This is a genomic window from Rhodovulum strictum (genome assembly GCF_009649175.1).
Classification (GTDB): domain Bacteria; phylum Pseudomonadota; class Alphaproteobacteria; order Rhodobacterales; family Rhodobacteraceae; genus Rhodovulum; species Rhodovulum strictum.
In genome coordinates this window covers 40,436-57,532 of record NZ_WJPO01000004.1, presented here as the reverse complement: position 1 = coordinate 57,532, position 17,097 = coordinate 40,436, and the positions used below count along the sequence as shown (strand labels likewise).

The following is a 17,097-nucleotide window of genomic DNA, read 5'->3' as shown; positions in this document are numbered from 1 at the left end:
GTGCATCGGGTATTTTTTCCAAGAAGAAGATCAGGGCACACGCTGCTGTGACTTGAGGTTCCACCTGCTGGAAGGCCCAAGCTGGTTCGGTCGAACAATGGAGGGCGGATGCGACGCTGGTGGATCGCGGGGATGGGGGCTGTGGCGCTGGTCGCGCTGGCGGCGGTGTCGATGGTGCCTTTCGGCCAGACGCCCGCGCCGGTCGAGCCCCGAGCGATGGTTCAGGTGTCCCTGCCCGGGCTGAGCGACATGGCGCAGGCCGGGCAGGCGGCCTTTGGCCGGAACTGCGCAGAATGCCATGGTCCCGATGCCGGAGGGCGGCTGGGCCTCGGGCCGCCGCTGATTCACCGCGTCTATGAACCCTCGCATCATGGCGACATGGCGTTCTGGATGGCCGCGCGGCGCGGCGTTGTCGCGCATCACTGGCCGTTCGGCGACATGCCCCCGGTGCCTGGCGTCAGCGATGACGAGATCGCCGCGATCATCGCCTTCGTGCGCGAGGTGCAGCGCGCGAACGGCATCCATTGAGCGGCGTCAAAGCGCCAGTTCCATGCGGAAATTCGTCAGGGCGATGCCGTGGCGGATGACGCTCTGGCGGCCGGTCTCGCGCCAGCCGTGGCGGGCGTAGAAGGGCCGGGCGATCAGGCTGGCCTCGGTGGTCAATAGCTCCAGCCCGGCCTTGCGCGCCGTCGCCAAGATTGCGTCATGCAGCGCTGCGCCGATGCCCTGGCCCATCCGGTCGGGCGCGACATAGGCGAATTCAAGATGGCCGTCGGCCTCCAGCGTCATGAAGCCCACGATGTTCCGTCCGGCCTCGGCCAGAAGGGTTGTTCCGGCCAGCAGCCGTTCCTCCCAGCCCGGGGCGGGCTCGGGCGAGGGGGCCCAGGCGGCGCGTTCCTCGGGGCCATAGGCGGCGGATGTGCCGTGATGGACAGCGGCATAGAAAACCGCATGTGCAGCCGCCCCGTCGCCTTGCCGGGCCGGGCGCAGGCGCAGCCGGGGCGCGATCAGGTCACGGCCGCGCGGACATGATAGGCGGTGTCGTCCCACAGCCTGTTCTCCATCACATCGGCCAGGATATCGGCGGCGCGGCGCACCTCGTCCTCGCCGATATAGAGAGGGGCGAAGCCGAAGCGCATGATGTCGGGTGCGCGGAAATCGCCGATCACGCCGCGCGCGATCAGGGCCTGCATGGCCGCATAACCGTCGGGGAAGCGGAACGAAACCTGGCTGCCGCGCTGGTCCGGGTCGCGCGGGGTGGCAAGGTGCAGTTCGGGGCAGCGCGGCTCGACCAGCGCGATGAACAGCTCGGTCAGTTCGACCGAGCGGGCGCGCAGCGCGGCCATGTCGACGCCGTCCCAGATATCGAGCGCGGCCTCCAGCGCGGCCATCTGCAACACGGGCGGCGTGCCGACGCGCATCCGTTCTATGCCCGCGCCGGGGCGGTAGGCGGGTTCGAAGGCAAAGGGCGCGGCATGGCCCAGCCAGCCTGACAGCGCGGGGCGCGCATCGTCCTGATAGCGGGGGGCGACATAGATGAAGGCTGGCGCGCCGGGGCCTGCGTTGAGGTACTTGTAGGTGCAACCGGCGGCGAAATCGGCCCCCGCACCCGCCAGATCGACCGGAAAGGCCCCGGCGGAATGGGCCAGATCCCAGAGCACCAGCGCGCCCGCGTCATGTGCCGCGCGGGTCAGCCGCACCATGTCGTGGCGCCGGCCGGTGCGGTAATCCACCTCGGTCAGCATCAGCACCGCGACATCCGGGCCGATCCGGTCCTCGACCGCCTCGGGCGCGACGGTGACCAGTTGATGGCCGCGGCCAAGCCCGGCGATCAGCCCCTCGGCCATGTAAAGGTCGGTCGGGAAGTTACCGGAATCGCTGAGGATAACGCGCCGGTCTGGCCGCATCTCGAGCGCCGCGGCAAGCGCCTGGTAGACCTTGACCGAAAGCGTGTCGCCCAGCACCACGCTGCCCGGTTCGGCCCCGATCAGCCGGCCCAGGCGGTCGCCCAGCGCGCGCGGCTGCGCCATCCAGCCCGCCTTGTTCCAGCCGCCGATCAGCATCTCGCCCCATTCCTCGCGCATGGTCTGCGCGACCCTGTCGGCGGCGGCAACGGGCATCGGACCCAGCGAATTGCCGTCTAGATAGATCACACCCCGGGGCAGGTGGAACAGTTTGCGTGTGGCGACGAAATCGGTCATCGGGCTCTCCTTGCGGTCAGCCTTGCCCGCGGGCGGGCTGGCGCGCAAGGGGGCGATCTGTCCTTGATCGGTGCGGCGCGGGGCGGGTAGAGGGGGCAGGTCACGTCCTGTCGCGGTCCGGCAGGGCGGAAAACCGCGGCACTGTTGCAGGGACGCCGCATGGGCGGAAGGCTGCCATGAAACGGCTTATTCATCATGTCGAACTGCCGCCGGTCTGGCTGGCCCTGTTCGCCGCGCTGGCCTGGCTGCAGGCGCGGCTTTTCCCGATGGAGGTCACCGGGCGGGCGGGCGATGTGATCGGCACCGGGCTGGTCGGTGCGGGACTGGCCGTCATGGGCTGGGCGGCGCTCCAGTTCCTGCTGGCGCGCACCTCGCTGATCCCGCGCATGCGGCCCGATACACTGGTCACCACCGGGCTTTACCGGTTCTCGCGCAACCCGATCTACCTGGCCGATGTCGCGATCCTGCTGGGGCTGATCCTGATCTGGGATGCGCTGCCCAGCCTGATCCTGGTGCCGCTTTTCGTGAAGGTGATCGAGGCGCGATTCATCCGCCATGAAGAGACGCTGCTGCGCGCGCATTTCGGCACCGCCTTCGACGCCTATTGCGGCCGGGTACGCCGCTGGTTGTGATGCGACGCTGCGACCAAAGGATGAGTTCCGGAATCCTTGGCGATGCGCTTGTGAAACTTAATTGCGCGATGGTAAGAGACTGCGACTTGACGCGGGGCCCTCGGGTCCCGTCGCCTGAGAGAGGGGACAGACAACGTGAAGATCGGCGCACCCAAGGAGATATTCGAGGGCGAGGCCCGCGTGGCCATGACCCCGGACAGCGCGCTCCAGCTGCAAAAGCTGGGCTATAGCTGCCTGATCGAGACCGGCGCGGGGGAAAAGGCGGGATTCTCCGATTCCGCCTATCAGAAGGCCGGGGTCGAGGTCGTTCATTCGGCCGCCGCGCTGTGGCAGGCGGCCGATATCGTGGTCAAGGTGCGCGAGCCGTCCGAGACCGAGGCCGACAACCTGCGCAAGGGCCAGACGCTTATCAGCTTCTTCTGGCCTGCCCAGAACGAGGCGCTGTTGCAGCGCTGCAAGGACCGGGGCGCGAATGTCCTGGCGATGGACATGGTGCCGCGAATCTCGCGCGCGCAGAAGATGGACGCGCTGTCCTCGATGGCGAATATCGCGGGCTATCGCGCGGTGATCGAGGCGGGCAACAATTTCGGCCGCTTCTTCACCGGCCAGGTGACCGCGGCGGGCAAGGTGCCCCCGGCCAAGGTGCTGATCGTGGGGGCCGGTGTGGCCGGTCTGGCCGCGATCGGCACGGCGACCTCGCTGGGTGCCATCGTCCATGCCTTTGACGTGCGTCCCGAAGTGGCCGAGCAGATCGAATCGATGGGCGCCGAGTTCGTCTATCTCGATTTCCAGGACAGCCAGGACGGTGCCGAGACGGGGGGCTATGCCAAGCCGTCGAGCCCGGAATTCCGCGCCAAGCAGCTGGAGAAGTTCCGCGAACTGGCGCCCGAGATGGATATCGTCATCACCACCGCGCTGATCCCCGGCCAGCCCGCGCCCAAGCTCTGGACCGAGGACATGGTGGCGGCGATGAAGCCCGGCTCGGTCGTGGTCGATCTGGCGGCCGAGCGGGGCGGGAACTGCGACCTGACGGTGCCGCACAAGAAGATCGTCACCGCGAACGGCGTCACCATCGTCGGCTATACCGACTTCCCCAGCCGCATGGCGACGCAATCCTCTACGCTTTATTCCAACAACATCCGCCACATGATGACCGACCTGACGCCCGGCAAGGACGGCAAGGTCGTGCACAACATGGAGGATGACGTGATCCGCGGCGCGACCGTCACCTATCAGGGCGACATCACCTTCCCGCCGCCGCCGCCCAAGGTGAAGGCGATTGCCGCCGCGCCGAAGAAGGAAAAGCCGAAGGAACTGACGCCCGAGGAAAAGCGGGCCAAGGAAATCGCGGCCTTCCGCAAGCAGACGCTGACCCAGGTCGGCCTGCTGGCCGGGGGCGGTGCGCTGTTGCTGGCCGTGGGCCTTGTGGCGCCGGCCAGCTTCATGCAGCATTTCATCGTGTTCGTGCTGGCGGTCTTCGTCGGCTTCCAGGTGATCTGGAACGTCTCGCACTCGCTGCACACGCCGCTGATGGCGATCACCAACGCCATCTCGTCGATCATCATCCTGGGCGCGTTGATGCAGATCGGATCGGGATCCTATCTGGTGATCCTGCTCTCGATCCTCGCGATCTTCATGGCGTCGATCAACATCTTCGGTGGCTTCCTCGTGACACGGCGCATGCTCGCCATGTTCCAGAAATCGTAAAGAGGGATGGGGACAATGGATTTCGGCTTCACGACAGCGGCCTATGTGGTCGCGGCTGTCCTCTTCATCCTCGCGCTGGGCGGGTTGAGCGGACAGGAAAGCGCCAAGCGCGCGATCTGGTACGGCATCGTCGGCATGGCGCTTGCGGTGGTCTCGACGCTGGTCGGGCCGGGGCAGGGGCTTTGGGTGCTCTCGCTGATCCTGATCGCGGGCGGCGCGGTCATCGGCTACCAGCTTGCGACGCGGGTGCAGATGACGCAGATGCCCGAGCTTGTGGCGATCATGCACTCGCTGGTCGGCCTTGCGGCGGTCTTCGTCGGCTTCAACGCAGATATCGAACTGACCCGCGTTCTGGCCATGACCGACGAGGCCCGTGCGGCGCTGGCCAACGGCTTTGCCGCGATCGTCGCCAAGAAGACGCCGGTCGAGATCAACATCCTGCGCGTCGAACTGGTGCTGGGGATCTGGATCGGGGCGGTGACGTTCACCGGGTCGGTGGTTGCCTATGGCAAGCTGGCGGGCAAGGTGAACACGGCCGCCAAGAAACTGCCCGGCGGGCATCTGCTGAACGCCACCGCGGCGATCCTGTCGGTGGTGACGGCGGTCTGGTACTTCCAGGGCGGCGGCTTCCTGGCGCTGTTCCTGATGACGCTGTTGGCGCTGTTCATCGGCTATCACCTGATCATGGGCATCGGCGGCGCCGACATGCCGGTGGTGGTCTCGATGCTCAACTCCTATTCGGGCTGGGCGGCGGCGGCGATCGGCTTCAGCCTCGGCAATGACCTCTTGATCGTGGTCGGTGCGCTGGTGGGCTCGTCCGGTGCGATCCTGTCCTACATCATGTGCCGCGCGATGAACCGGCATTTCGTCAGCGTGATCCTGGGCGGCTTCGGCGGCACGGGCGGCCCCGCGGCGGCGGTCGAGGGCGAGATGATCGCCATCGACGCCGAGGGCGTAGCCGCGGCGCTGGACGATGCCGACAGTGTCATCATCGTGCCGGGTTATGGCATGGCGGTCGCGCAGGCGCAGAACGCGGTTTCGGTGCTGACGGAACACCTGCGCAAGCAGGGCAAGACCGTGCGCTTTGCCATTCACCCGGTCGCGGGCCGTCTGCCCGGGCACATGAACGTGCTGCTGGCCGAGGCCAAGGTGCCCTATGACATCGTGCTGGAGATGGACGAGATCAACGAGGACTTCCCCTCGACCGATGTTGCCATCGTGATCGGCTCGAACGACATCGTGAACCCGGCGGCGCAGGACGACCCGAATTCGCCCATCGCGGGGATGCCGGTTCTGGAAGTCTGGAAGGCCAAGCAGGTCTTCGTGTCGAAACGTGGCCAGGGCACCGGCTATTCGGGCATCGAGAACCCGCTATTCTACAAGGAGAACACGCGGATGTTCTATGGCGATGCCAAGGACAGCCTGGAAAAGCTGCTCTCGCATCTGCGCTGAGCGCCGCAAGACCGCATCGCGAACGCCCCGCCCCTTGGCGGGGCGTTCTGCGTTTCGGGGGGCGTGGGAAAACTGGACCGGGCGCGACCAGCGGCAGGCGCGGTCGTGAATGGGACCGGCGCTGCCGCTGCGGGCGCGTCTGGGGGGTGCTTGATAAAAGGGGCCGGGTGACGCTCAGGCCAGCCCGGTGACGGGCTGGCCCGAATTCTGCGTCATTCCCACTCGATGGTGCCGGGCGGCTTCGAGGTGATGTCGTAGGTCACGCGGTTGATGCCCTTGACCTCGTTGATGATGCGCGTTGCTGTCTCGGACAGGAAGTCGTGGCTGAACGGGTAGTAATCCGCGGTCATGCCGTCCACGGACGTCACGGCGCGCAGCGCGCAGGCATAGTCATAGGTCCGCCCGTCGCCCATCACGCCGACGGTGCGCACGGGCAGCAGCGCGACGAATGCCTGCCAGATCTCGTCGTAAAGCCCGTGGCGGCGGATCTGGTCGATATAGACCGCATCGGCCTTGCGCAGGATCTCCAGCTTTTCGCGGGTGATCTCGCCGGGGCAGCGGATGGCAAGGCCGGGGCCGGGGAAGGGGTGGCGGCCGATGAAGCTGGCGGGCAGGCCCAGTTCGTGGCCCAGCGCGCGCACCTCGTCCTTGAACAGCTCGCGCAAGGGTTCCACGAGTTTCAGGCCCATCTTCTCGGGCAGGCCACCCACGTTGTGATGCGACTTGATCGTGACCGAGGGGCCGCCCGAAAAGCTGACCGACTCGATGACATCCGGGTACAGCGTGCCCTGCGCCAGGAATTCGGCGCCGCCCACCTCGGCCGCGTGTTTCTGGAACACGTCGATGAACAGCTTGCCGATGGTCTTGCGCTTCACCTCGGGGTCGGAAACGCCGTCGAGCGCGCCAAGGAACAGATCGCTTTCATCGGCATGGATCAGCGGGATGTTGTAATGGTCGCGGAACATCGCGACGACCTCGGCCGCCTCGTTCTGGCGCAACAGGCCATGATCGACGAAGACGCAGGTCAACTGATCGCCGATCGCCTCGTGGATCAGCACGGCGGCCACCGAGGAATCCACGCCGCCCGACAGCCCGCAGATCACCTTGCCATCGCCGACCTGCGTGCGGATCTTCGCAATCGCTTCCTCGCGATAGGCGCCCATGGTCCAGTCGCCCCGGAACCCGGCAAGGCGGATGAAATTCTCGTAGAGCGTCCGGCCGTTCGGGGTGTGATGCACCTCGGGGTGGAACTGCACGGCATAGAAACGGCGCGCGGGATCGGCGGTGATCGCAAAGGGCGCCCCGGGCGAGGTGCCCAGAACCTGAAAGCCCGGCGCGATCTCGGCGACATGGTCGCCATGGCTCATCCAGACCTGTTCCCGGCCCTCAAGGAACCAGCCGAACAGGAAATCGTCGTCCTTGCCCGTCTGCTCGACATAGGCGCGGCCGAATTCTGCGGTGGCATGTTCGCCCGCCTCGACCCGCCCGCCGAGATCCTGCATCATCACCTGCTGGCCGTAGCAGATGCCGAGGATCGGAACGCCCAGGGCGTAGACCGATTGCGGCGGGCGCGGGCTGCCCGCGCGGGTCACCGAATCCGGCCCGCCCGAAAAGATCACCGCCCTTGGCGCGAACGCGGCAAGAAAGGCGTCGGTGACGTTCTGATAGGGATGGATTTCGCAGTAGACGTTCAGCTCGCGCAGGCGGCGCGCGATGAGCTGGGTCACCTGGCTTCCGAAATCGACGATGAGAAGGCGGTCATGCTGGGTCATGGCCGTCTGATAGGCCCGGGCGGGGACGCGCGCAAGCCCGCGCGATGCCCGCCCTCAGCGCATTCGAAGCGCACCGTCCAGCCGGATCACCTCGCCGTTCAGATAGCAGTTCTCGATGATGTGGCAGACAAGGGCGGCGTATTCCGCCGGATCGCCCAGCCGCGGCGGGTTCGGCACATCGGCGGCCAGACCGTCCATCACCTCTTGCCCCAGACCTTCGAGCATCGGGGTGCGAAAGACGCCGGGCGCGATGGCCATCACCCGGATGCGCAGATTCGCCAGATCGCGGGCCAAGGGCAGCGTCATTGCGGCGACAGCGCCCTTTGACGCGGCATAGGCGGCCTGGCCCTTCTGCCCGTCGAACGCGGCGATGGAGGCGGTGTTGACGATCACGCCGCGGCAGCCATCGGCCTCGTGATCGTTGTTCGCCATTTCGGCCGCCGCCAGGCGCAGCACGTTGAAGCTGCCGATCAGGTTGATCTCGACCGTGCGGCGAAAGCTTTCCAGCGCATGCGGCCCGTTCCGGCCCAGCACCCGCTCGGCGGTAGCGATTCCGGCGCAGTTGATGCAGGCGGTCAGCCCGCCCATCTGCGCCACCGCCTCGCCGATGGCCTGGGCGACCGAGCTTTCGTCGGTGACATCGACCGGCTGAAAGCCCGCGCCGATTTCTGCCGCCAGCGCCATGCCGCGTTCGGCGTCGCGGTCAAGGATCGTCACCGCCGCCTCGCCCGCGCAGAGTGCGCGCGCCGCCGCCGCCCCCAGCCCCGACGCGGCCCCGGTCACGATGGCCTTGGTTTCGCTGATCCGCATGGTTTCCCCTCCCTTTCGGCCAGTTTTGCCAGAGCTAGCCGCGGGCCGCGCGGCTTGTCCATGCGTCCTTGCGGCCTACCAGCGCCCGCTGGCGCCGCCCCCCGACGACTTGCCGCCGCCGAAGCCGCCGCTCGACCCGCCGGGGCGCGAGATCGGGTAGGTTTTCGTGTCGCGCCGCCCGCAGGCGGGGCAGGAGGTGATCTGCCGCCCCTCGCCGACCTCGGTGCCAGTGGCGGGGCGGATCACCTCGCGGCTCTGGTGCAGCCCGCGATGGCCGCAACCGGGGCAACGCCGGACGCGCAGGCCCAGATCGCCCAGCCGCCGCCGGAAGGCGATCGCCACAAGGAAGACCGCGAACAGCAGCGGCGGCAGCAGCCCCGCACCCCATCCGCCCGTGCCGGACCCGGATCCGGGCGGTTTGCCCGCTGCATGGGGCCGGGCGATGCGGGCAATGGCGGCCATCGTGCCGGTCTCGATCCCCTCGGAATAGCGGTCCTGACGGAACAGCGGCAGGAAACTGTCCTCGACCACATCGCGCGCCACGCGGTCCCAGTCGCGCGCATAGCCCGCGCCCAGTTCCAGCCGCATCTCGCGGTCGCGATGGGCGACCAGAACGAGGATGCCGTCATTGCGCACCGCATCGCCCACGCCCCAGGTATTGAACAGATCGGTGGCAAAATCCTCGAACAGGCCGAGATAGCCGTAATCGGACCGGCGGGCGATGGTCACCACGGTCATCTCGACCCCGGTTTCGGCGCGCAGCGCGGCAAGGGCGGCGCGCAGACGGTCCTCGGCCGCGGCCTCGATGATCGCGGCATGGTCGTTGACATATAGATCGTCAAGCGCGGGCCAGGTGCCGGTCTGGGCGAATGCCGGGGTCTGCGCCAGCATCAAGGGGACCGTCAGGATCAGGGCAGGGCGGCGGGACATGGGCGGTCTCCGGGGATGCGGGCGCGTCGAGCGAAGGCTGGGCGAGTGTCCGCCGCTTGTCCAGCCCCGGCCCGGCGGAAAGCTGCCGGGACGGGGCCGCGCGCTCCGCAAGGCTCACATCCCCGTGTTCAACCCTTTTCCGGCGACCGAAACGGCCCTTTATAAGTCACACGAGGGCGCCCCTGCGGGCCCTGTCCGCATGGCGACCGGAACCGGAAGCAAGGAGTATTCCCATGAAACAGGTTCGATTTGGCCTTCCCCTGGCCATGGCGCTGGGCGCCGCCGCCTCTGGTCCGGCACTGGCCGGCAGCTATGATCCGGCCCCCGCCGATGCGCCGGTCATCACCGCCGTTCCCGCCCCCGCCCCTGCACCCAGCGGCGATTGGGGTGGCTTTTACGGCGGTGTGCAGCTTGGCTATGGCGATGTGAACGTCTCGGGCACCAGCGGCGGCAATGGCGAGTTTTACGGCCTGCATGCCGGTTATCGCTGGGACATGGGCACGATGGTCACGGGCATCGAGCTTGACTATGACCGCGCCGATATAAGCCTTGCGGGCGGCACCGAGGAACTGGACGATATCTGGCGGCTCAAGGGGCAGGTCGGCTACGACATGGGGCCGACGATGCTGTACGGCACGGCGGGCGCGGCGCGGGCCAAGACCTCGCTGGGCAGCGAAACCGGGCCGTTCGTGGGTGTGGGCCTGGCCTGGCAGCCCTCGCCGTCCTGGATCCTTGGCGGCGAAGTTCTTTACCACGATTTCGACGAGTTCGGCAGCTCGGGCGTGGGCGGCAATGCCACCACCGCGACGCTGCGCGCCTCGTTCCGGTTCTGAACCGGCGGGCGGGGCGGCGTCAGGCCGCCCCGCTCAGCTCTGCCAGCACGCGGGGCAGCATCATCACATCCTCGCGCGTGCAATCGAACGCGCCGACCTGCACCCGGATCACGAAGCGGCCCTGATGCCGCGTCTGGGTCAGGTAGATGCGGCCATCATCATTGACCCGTTTCAGAAGCGCCTCGGTCGCGTCATCCCCGTCCAGTGCGAAGGTGAACAGCGACAGCCGCGGCTCGGTCACGATCTCGAAACCGGGCAGGGCGGCGATGGCATCGCGCGCCTCGGCGGCCCAGGCGACATGGTTGCGGATGCGCGCGCGCAATCCCTCCAGCCCATGCGCGCGCAGCACGAACCACAGTTTCAGCGCCCGGAAGCGGCGGCCCAGCGGCACCGTCCATTCGTTGAAATCGGTCACCTCCGACTGGCCCAGCGTTTCCAGGTAATCGGGGCGCAGCCCCAGCGTGTGCACCTGCGGCGCGGGGTCGGCCAGGAACTGCACCGCGCAATCGAACTGCACGCCCAGCCATTTATGCGGGTTCGTGACGATGGAATCGGCCCCGTCGATCCCCTCCCATAGCGGCCGGAATTCCGGGCAGATCATCGCCGAGCCCGCCCAGGCGGCATCGACATGGGTGTAAAGGTGATGCGCCCGGGCGATGGCCAGCGTTTCCGCGATCCTGTCGATGGCGCCGATCCCGGTGCCGCCGACGCAGAGGATCACGCCCGCCGGAAGGTAGCCCGCTGCCAGATCGGCCCGGATCGCGGCCTCGAGCGCCCGGGGGTCCATTGCGTGGGTCGCGTCTGTCGGCACCTTGACCAGGTTATCCTGCCCGATCCCCGACAGCCGCGCCGCCTTGTCGACCGAGGAATGGGTCTGGGCGCTGGCATAAAGCCGCAGCCGCTTCTGGCCCGAGAGACCCTGCGCATTGCCCGCCCAGCCCAGCGCGCGTTCACGCATCGTCAGCACCGCCGAGAGTGTGGCGGTGGTGGCGCTGTCATGGATCGTGCCGGTGAAGCGGGGGGCAAGCCCCAGCGCCTGACGCAGCCAGTCCACCGTCACCTGTTCCAGTTCCGTCGCGGCGGGGGCGGTCTGCCAGAGCATGCATTGCGCGGCCATCGTATTGGCCAGTTGCTCGGCCAGCATCGAGGCGGGGGCGGCATTGGCGGGGAAATAGGCGAAGAAGCGGGGATGCTGCCAATGGGTCATGGCATCGGGCACCAACGCCTGGAAATCGGCCCAGATGGTTTCCATCGGTTCGGGCTGTTCGGGCGGTGCGGCGGGCAGGCGGGCGGCGGTGGCGCCGGGGGTCGTCTGCGCACGCACGGGGCGGTCGCGCAGCCCCCGGTGATAGTCGCGCGCCCAGTCGGCGGCGCGTTTCGACCAATGCGCCAGATCGTCGTGGTCCATCGCCCCTGTCTCCTGTCGGATGCCTCCGGCGGGGATATTTGGGGCCAGAAAAAGGGGCAAGGGGGCGCGGCGTCTCAGCCGAGGCTGTCGCGCAGGCGTCTGGGCAGGCTGGCGCGGATGGTGGCGTGGCTTTCTGTCAGGCGGTGGGCAAGATCGGGATCGGAGGCGGGCAGCGCGATCCAGCCGCCGCGCGGCAGATAGGGGGCGCGGGTGGCGCGGCCGGTTTCGATCAGCATCTCGGCGAAGGCGGGATCGGGGCATTTGAGCGAGACCCGGCCCGCGCCCGACGCAAGGATCGCGAAGATCTTGCCGCCGAGTTTCCAGACCTCGGCCTCGGGGCCGAAGGGCTGGTTGCGCGTGGCGCCGGGCAGCGCGTCGCAAAAGGCGATGATCTGATCCTCGGTCATGCGGGCAGGGTGCCCCGTGGCGCGCGGTTGTGCAAGCCGGTCGGCATATTCCCATCGCGGCCCGGATATGCCAGAACCCGGCCCGGGACGCGCGCGAAGGACCACGCCATGACCGAGATCCGCCTTTACAACAGCAGGACGCGCCGCAAGGAGACGTTCGAGCCCATCGACCCCGCGAATGTGCGGATGTATGTCTGCGGACCCACCGTCTATGACCGGGCGCATCTGGGCAATGCCCGGCCGGTCGTCACATTTGACGTGCTGTTCCGGCTGTTGCGCCATGTCTATGGCGAGGGCGCGGTGACTTATGTACGCAATTTCACCGATGTCGATGACAAGATCAACGCCGCCGCCCAGACACGGCGCGCGGCGGGCGATCCGCGGTCGCTGGAGGATCTGATCCGCGAGCGGACGGACGAGACCATCGGCTGGTATCATGCCGACATGGATGCGCTGGGGGCGCTGCGCCCGACCCGCGAGCCGCGCGCGACCGAGTGGATCGGGGCGATGATCGCCATGATCGAGGGGCTGATTGCCAAGGGCCATGCCTATGCGGCCGAGGGCCATGTGCTGTTCCGGGTGCGGTCCTATTCGGCCTATGGCGCGCTGTCGGGCCGGTCTGTCGACGACATGATCGCGGGCGCCCGGGTCGAGGTGGCGCCGTTCAAGGAAGACCCGATGGACTTCGTCCTGTGGAAGCCCTCGGACGACGAGTTGCCGGGCTGGGACAGCCCCTGGGGCCGGGGGCGGCCGGGCTGGCACATCGAGTGTTCGGCGATGGCGCATGAATTGCTGGGGGCGTCGTTCGACATCCACGGCGGCGGCATCGACCTGCAATTCCCCCACCACGAGAACGAGATCGCCCAAAGCTGCTGCGCCCACCCCGAGGGCGGTTTCGCCCGGGTCTGGATGCACAACGAGATGCTGCAGGTCGAGGGCAGGAAGATGTCCAAGAGCCTGGGCAATTTCTTCACCGTGCGCGACCTGCTGGACGGAAATTGGAGCGGCGGCTGGAAAGTGCCGGGCGAGGTGATCCGCTTCGTGTTCCTGTCGACGCATTACCGCAAGCCGATGGACTGGACGGCGGAGAAGGCGGGCGACGCCAAACGGACATTGGAGGGTTGGCATGGCCTTGTTCTAAGGAAACTGCCAGACGTGGTCCCTGAGGTTACTAGAGTCGATGAAGCGGTCGTTGAAGCTCTTGCACAGGATCTCAACACCCACGAGGCGCTGCAGGCTTTGCATGTACTTGCTGCTTTCGCAGATGACGATGAGCATCCAAAATGTCTGAAAGCGGCTCAGAGTTTGGCAGACTCTCTGGCGTTTCTGGGTCTCTTCAATCGCTGCTTCGGTGAAAGAACCGTGCCCGTGATTGATCCCGTTGTCGCGGAACGCCTTGCGCAGGGGCTCCTGCGATTGCGCGCTGCGGCAATGAAGACCAAGGACTTTTCCATAGTCGATGCCGGTAAGACAGCCCTTGTTGCCGCCGGGATTGAGGTTCGTATGTCGAAGGAGGGCGTTGAACTCATCCCCGGTCCCGATTTTGATCCGACCAGGCTTGAGGCCATTGGCGAAACGTTCGAGTCGGAATGATGCTAGGCCCGAGCCGCATCGCCCGGCAGCACGCCGGGCAGCGCCCGACCCTCCCCCCGGGAGGGCGCCTTGGTGACGTCCTGCGCCGAAGTGCTGGCATGGGCGGTTGCGCCGTCTCAGGCCGCCCGGCCGTCGCGGGTGCCCTCCCAGGCTCGGGCGCTGCCCTCCTTTTCGACCGGATACCTTGCCGATGAAGGAACGCCTCACCCTCTACGACACCACGCTCCGCGACGGGCAGCAGACGCAGGGCGTGCAGTTCTCGACCGACGAGAAGTGCCGCATCGCCCGCACGCTCGACGCGCTCGGCGTCGACTATATCGAGGGTGGCTGGCCCGGCGCCAACCCCACCGACAGCGCCTTTTTCGAGACCGCGCCCAAGACCCGCGCGCGGCTGACTGCCTTTGGCATGACCAAGCGGGCGGGGCGGTCGGCCGAGAATGACGAGGTGCTGGCCGCCGTCCTGAACGCCAATACGCAAAGTGTCTGCCTGGTCGGCAAGACCCATGATTTCCACGTCACGACCGCGCTGGGCATCACGCTGGACGAGAACCTCGAAAACATCGCGAAATCCATCGCCCATGTGACCCGTCAGGGCCGCGAGGCGCTGTTCGATGCCGAACATTTCTTCGACGGCTGGAAGGCCGACCCGGCCTATGCGCTTGATTGCCTGATGGCCGCGCATCAGGCGGGCGCGCGCTGGATCGTGCTGTGCGACACCAATGGCGGCACGCTGCCCCATGAGATCGGCGCGATCACGGCCGAGGTGATCGCCCGCGGCATCCCCGGCACGCAGATCGGCATCCACACCCATGATGATACCGGCAACGCGGTGGCGGGCAGCCTGGCCGCCGTCGATGCGGGCGCGCGGCAGGTGCAGGGCACGCTGAACGGGCTGGGGGAACGCTGCGGCAATGCCAACCTGACCACGCTGATCCCGACCTTCCTGCTCAAGGAGCCCTATGCCAGCCGGTTCGAAACCGGCGTGACGGAAGCGGCGCTGACCGGGATGACGCGGGCCTCGCGGCTTCTGGACGACATCCTCAACCGCGTGCCGCGCAAGGCGGCGGCCTATGTCGGCGCCTCGGCCTTTGCTCACAAGGCGGGGCTGCATGCCAGTGCCATCCTCAAGGATCCGGCGACCTACGAACATGTCGATCCTGCCCTTGTCGGCAATGTCCGGGTCATCCCGATGTCGAACCAGGCCGGGCAGTCGAACCTGCGAAGGCGGCTGGCCGAGGCGGGGCTCGATGTGCCCGAGGGCGATCCGCGGCTCGCCGCGATCCTCGACGAGGTCAAGACGCGCGAGGGCGAGGGCTATTCCTATGACGGCGCGCAGGCCAGTTTCGAACTGGTCGCGCGGCGCATCCTGGACCGGCTGCCCGCCTTTTTCGAGGTCAAGCGCTACCGGGTCACGGTCGAGCGGCGCAAGAACCGCTATGACCGGATGGTCAGCCATTCCGAGGCGGTGGTGGTGGTCAAGGTGGGCGGCGAAAAGAAGCTGTCGGTCTCGGAAAGCCGCGATGCCGAGGGGCGCGACCGCGGGCCGGTCAACGCGCTGTGGCGGGCGCTGGCCAAGGATCTGGGCCTCTATCAGCCCTATATCGACGACATGAAACTGGTCGATTTCAAGGTGCGCATCACCAATGGCGGCACCGAGGCCGTGACCCGCGTCATCATCGACAGCGAGGACGGGCAGGGGCGGCGCTGGGCCACGGTGGGGGTCTCGCCCAATATCGTCGATGCCAGTTTCGAGGCGCTGCTGGATGCGGTCGTGTGGAAACTGGTGCGCGACGGGGCGCCGGTATCGGGGAAAGCCTGATGGACATGGAAGCCTTCTTCACGCTTTACGACGACTTGCCCCGCGGCGGGCCGAGTGACGACGACAGCCTGAACTGGGCACTGGCGCTGGCAGGCGTGCCCGAGGATGGCGCGATCTGCGACGCGGGCTGCGGGCCGGGGGCGGATATCGCGGCGCTGCTGGCCCATGTGCCGCGCGGCCGGGTCGAGGCGGTGGAACTGCACCCCCATTATGCCGCCCGCGCGGCGGCCCGTTTCGCGGACGAGCCGCGGGTGCGGGTGCGCCAGGGCGACATGGGCACGCTCGGCGGTCCCTTCGATCTGATCTGGTCGGCCGGTGCGCTCTATTTCCTTGGCGTGACCGAGGGGCTGACCCGCTGGCGCGCCGCGCTGGCCCCGGGCGGCGCGGTCGCGTTCTCCGAAGCCTGCTGGTTCACCGCGGCGCCCTCGGCCCGGGCGCGCACCTTCTGGGACCGGGAATACCCGCAGATCACCGACGCGGCCGGCATCGCGGCGCAGGTCGAAGCGGCGGGCTACACGGTCCTTGGCCAGCGCCCCCTGTCCGATGCGGCATGGGAGGACTATTTCCAGCCGATGGAAGACCGGATCGCCACGCTGCGTCCCGGCGCCCCGCCAGCGCTGGCCGAGGTGCTGACGGCAGCCGAGGATGAAATCGCCACCTGGCGCGCCTGCCGCGCCGAATACGGCTATCTGCTGACCGTGGCCCGGCCGCGATGAGCCTTGACGCCTGCGCCGAGATCGTCCGGCGGGGCGATCCAGACCGCTTCCTCGCGACCATGACTGCGCCGGTTGCGGCGCGCGAAAGGCTGCTGCCGCTTTACGCCTTCAATGTCGAGGTGGCGCGCGCGCCCTGGTTGACCCAGGAGCCGCTGATTGCCGAGATGCGCCTGCAATGGTGGCGCGACGTGCTGGACGAGATCGCGCGCGGCGGCCCGGTCCGTCGCCACGAGGTCGCGACACCGCTGGCGCAGGTGCTCGACCCCGATTGCGCAAGGCTGCTTGATTCTCTCGTGGCCGCGCGCCGCTGGGATTGCACCCGCGCGCCCTTTGCCGATCAGGCAGCATTCGAGGCGCATATCGACGCAGGCTTCGGCACGCTGATGTGGGTCGCGGCGCGGGTTCTGGGCGCCGCAACGGGCGAGCGGGCGCTGCGCGATCTGGCCTTCGCCCAGGGCATCGCCAACTGGCTCGTGGCGGTGCCCGATCTCGCGGCGCGCGGCCGCCTGCCGCTGGTCGATGGCCGCCCCGAAGCTGTCGCGGCCCTGGCCCGCCACGGCCTTGCCCGGCTCGCCGCCGCGCGCCGCCAGCGCGCCACGATTCCCCCCGCCGCAACCCCCGCCGCGCTGAGCGCCTGGCGCGCGGGCACGATCCTCCGCCGCGCCGCGGCCGAGCCCGCAAGGGTGGCCGAGGGCCGGCTTGCGACCTCGGAATTCCACCGCCGCGCGGGGTTGCTGATCCGCAGCCTGACCGGACGCTGGTAGCCCCGCATCCACGCCTGCCTCTTCTTCTTGGCCCAAATACCCAAAAGGCCGGG

16 protein-coding genes are annotated in these 17,097 nt (G+C 67.8%); 9 read left to right on the top strand and 7 right to left on the bottom strand.

Annotated elements, in window-relative coordinates:
• Positions 1-108: 108 nt before the first annotated feature.
• Complete coding sequence (locus GH815_RS04265) at positions 109-528, top strand: c-type cytochrome (protein WP_153747514.1); 420 nt, start codon at positions 109-111, stop codon at positions 526-528.
• Between the two features lie 6 nt (positions 529-534).
• Here the strand turns inward: GH815_RS04265 and GH815_RS19135 are convergent, their stop codons facing one another.
• Both GH815_RS19135 and kynU read right to left on the bottom strand, forming a co-directional pair.
• A complete protein-coding gene (locus tag GH815_RS19135) occupies positions 535-1,050 on the bottom strand; it encodes a GNAT family N-acetyltransferase (protein WP_153747513.1) in 516 nt (171 codons plus the stop codon).
• Positions 1,008-2,201 (bottom strand): kynureninase, encoded by a 1,194-nt coding sequence (gene kynU, locus GH815_RS04255; protein WP_153747512.1) that lies wholly within the window; start codon positions 2,199-2,201, stop codon positions 1,008-1,010. Before kynU ends, GH815_RS19135 begins: the two co-directional genes overlap by 43 nt.
• Before the next feature lie 176 nt (positions 2,202-2,377).
• Between kynU and GH815_RS04250 the strand changes: the two genes are divergently transcribed.
• The 3 genes from GH815_RS04250 (at position 2,378) to GH815_RS04240 (ending at position 5,992) form a co-directional block, all read left to right on the top strand.
• Entirely contained in the window at positions 2,378-2,833 is a 456-nt protein-coding gene (locus tag GH815_RS04250; protein ID WP_153747511.1) for a methyltransferase family protein, read from the top strand.
• 135 nt (positions 2,834-2,968) lie between these two features.
• Positions 2,969-4,540, top strand: a complete 1,572-nt coding sequence (locus GH815_RS04245; protein ID WP_343030657.1) for a Re/Si-specific NAD(P)(+) transhydrogenase subunit alpha — start codon at positions 2,969-2,971, stop codon at positions 4,538-4,540.
• A 15-nt stretch (positions 4,541-4,555) separates the two neighbouring features.
• Positions 4,556-5,992 carry an NAD(P)(+) transhydrogenase (Re/Si-specific) subunit beta gene (locus tag GH815_RS04240; RefSeq protein ID WP_153747509.1) on the top strand — a complete coding sequence of 479 codons (1,437 nt, stop codon included), beginning with the start codon at positions 4,556-4,558 and terminating at the stop codon, positions 5,990-5,992.
• Between the two features lie 212 nt (positions 5,993-6,204).
• Here the strand turns inward: GH815_RS04240 and guaA are convergent, their stop codons facing one another.
• The 3 genes from guaA to GH815_RS04225 form a co-directional block, all read right to left on the bottom strand.
• The gene (guaA, locus tag GH815_RS04235) at positions 6,205-7,764 is read right to left on the bottom strand and encodes a glutamine-hydrolyzing GMP synthase (protein ID WP_153747508.1); all 1,560 of its coding nucleotides are present in this window, start codon (positions 7,762-7,764) and stop codon (positions 6,205-6,207) included.
• Positions 7,765-7,818: 54 nt separating this feature from the next.
• The gene (locus GH815_RS04230) at positions 7,819-8,574 is read right to left on the bottom strand and encodes an SDR family NAD(P)-dependent oxidoreductase (protein ID WP_153747507.1); all 756 of its coding nucleotides are present in this window, start codon (positions 8,572-8,574) and stop codon (positions 7,819-7,821) included.
• 75 nt (positions 8,575-8,649) lie between these two features.
• A complete protein-coding gene (locus tag GH815_RS04225) occupies positions 8,650-9,504 on the bottom strand; it encodes a TPM domain-containing protein (RefSeq protein ID WP_153747506.1) in 855 nt (284 codons plus the stop codon).
• A gap of 233 nt (positions 9,505-9,737) precedes the next feature.
• Between GH815_RS04225 and GH815_RS04220 the strand changes: the two genes are divergently transcribed.
• The gene (locus tag GH815_RS04220) at positions 9,738-10,337 is read left to right on the top strand and encodes an outer membrane protein (protein WP_246176312.1); all 600 of its coding nucleotides are present in this window, start codon (positions 9,738-9,740) and stop codon (positions 10,335-10,337) included.
• Between the two features lie 19 nt (positions 10,338-10,356).
• On the opposite strand, the gene GH815_RS04215 is transcribed toward GH815_RS04220, so the two are convergent.
• Together GH815_RS04215 and GH815_RS04210 are read right to left on the bottom strand one after the other, a co-directional pair.
• Positions 10,357-11,745: a pyridoxal phosphate-dependent decarboxylase family protein gene (locus GH815_RS04215; protein WP_153747505.1), complete on the bottom strand. Its 1,389-nt coding sequence runs from the start codon at positions 11,743-11,745 to the stop codon at positions 10,357-10,359.
• Positions 11,746-11,819: 74 nt separating this feature from the next.
• Complete coding sequence (locus GH815_RS04210) at positions 11,820-12,152, bottom strand: MmcQ/YjbR family DNA-binding protein (protein WP_153747504.1); 333 nt, start codon at positions 12,150-12,152, stop codon at positions 11,820-11,822.
• A 108-nt stretch (positions 12,153-12,260) separates the two neighbouring features.
• On the opposite strand from GH815_RS04210, the gene cysS reads away from it, so the two are divergent.
• The 4 genes from cysS to GH815_RS04190 all read left to right on the top strand — a co-directional run bounded on the left by cysS (position 12,261) and on the right by GH815_RS04190 (position 17,044).
• Positions 12,261-13,745: a cysteine--tRNA ligase gene (gene cysS / locus GH815_RS04205; RefSeq protein WP_153747503.1), complete on the top strand. Its 1,485-nt coding sequence runs from the start codon at positions 12,261-12,263 to the stop codon at positions 13,743-13,745.
• 190 nt (positions 13,746-13,935) lie between these two features.
• On the top strand, positions 13,936-15,564 hold the full coding sequence (gene cimA / locus GH815_RS04200) for a citramalate synthase (protein ID WP_153747502.1): 1,629 nt from the start codon (positions 13,936-13,938) through the stop codon (positions 15,562-15,564).
• On the top strand, positions 15,564-16,280 hold the full coding sequence (locus tag GH815_RS04195; protein ID WP_246176310.1) for a class I SAM-dependent methyltransferase: 717 nt from the start codon (positions 15,564-15,566) through the stop codon (positions 16,278-16,280). Before cimA ends, GH815_RS04195 begins: the two co-directional genes overlap by 1 nt.
• Positions 16,277-17,044, top strand: a complete 768-nt coding sequence (locus tag GH815_RS04190; protein WP_153747501.1) for a squalene/phytoene synthase family protein — start codon at positions 16,277-16,279, stop codon at positions 17,042-17,044. The genes GH815_RS04195 and GH815_RS04190 overlap by 4 nt, the downstream gene beginning before the upstream one ends.
• Positions 17,045-17,097 lie beyond the last annotated feature (53 nt).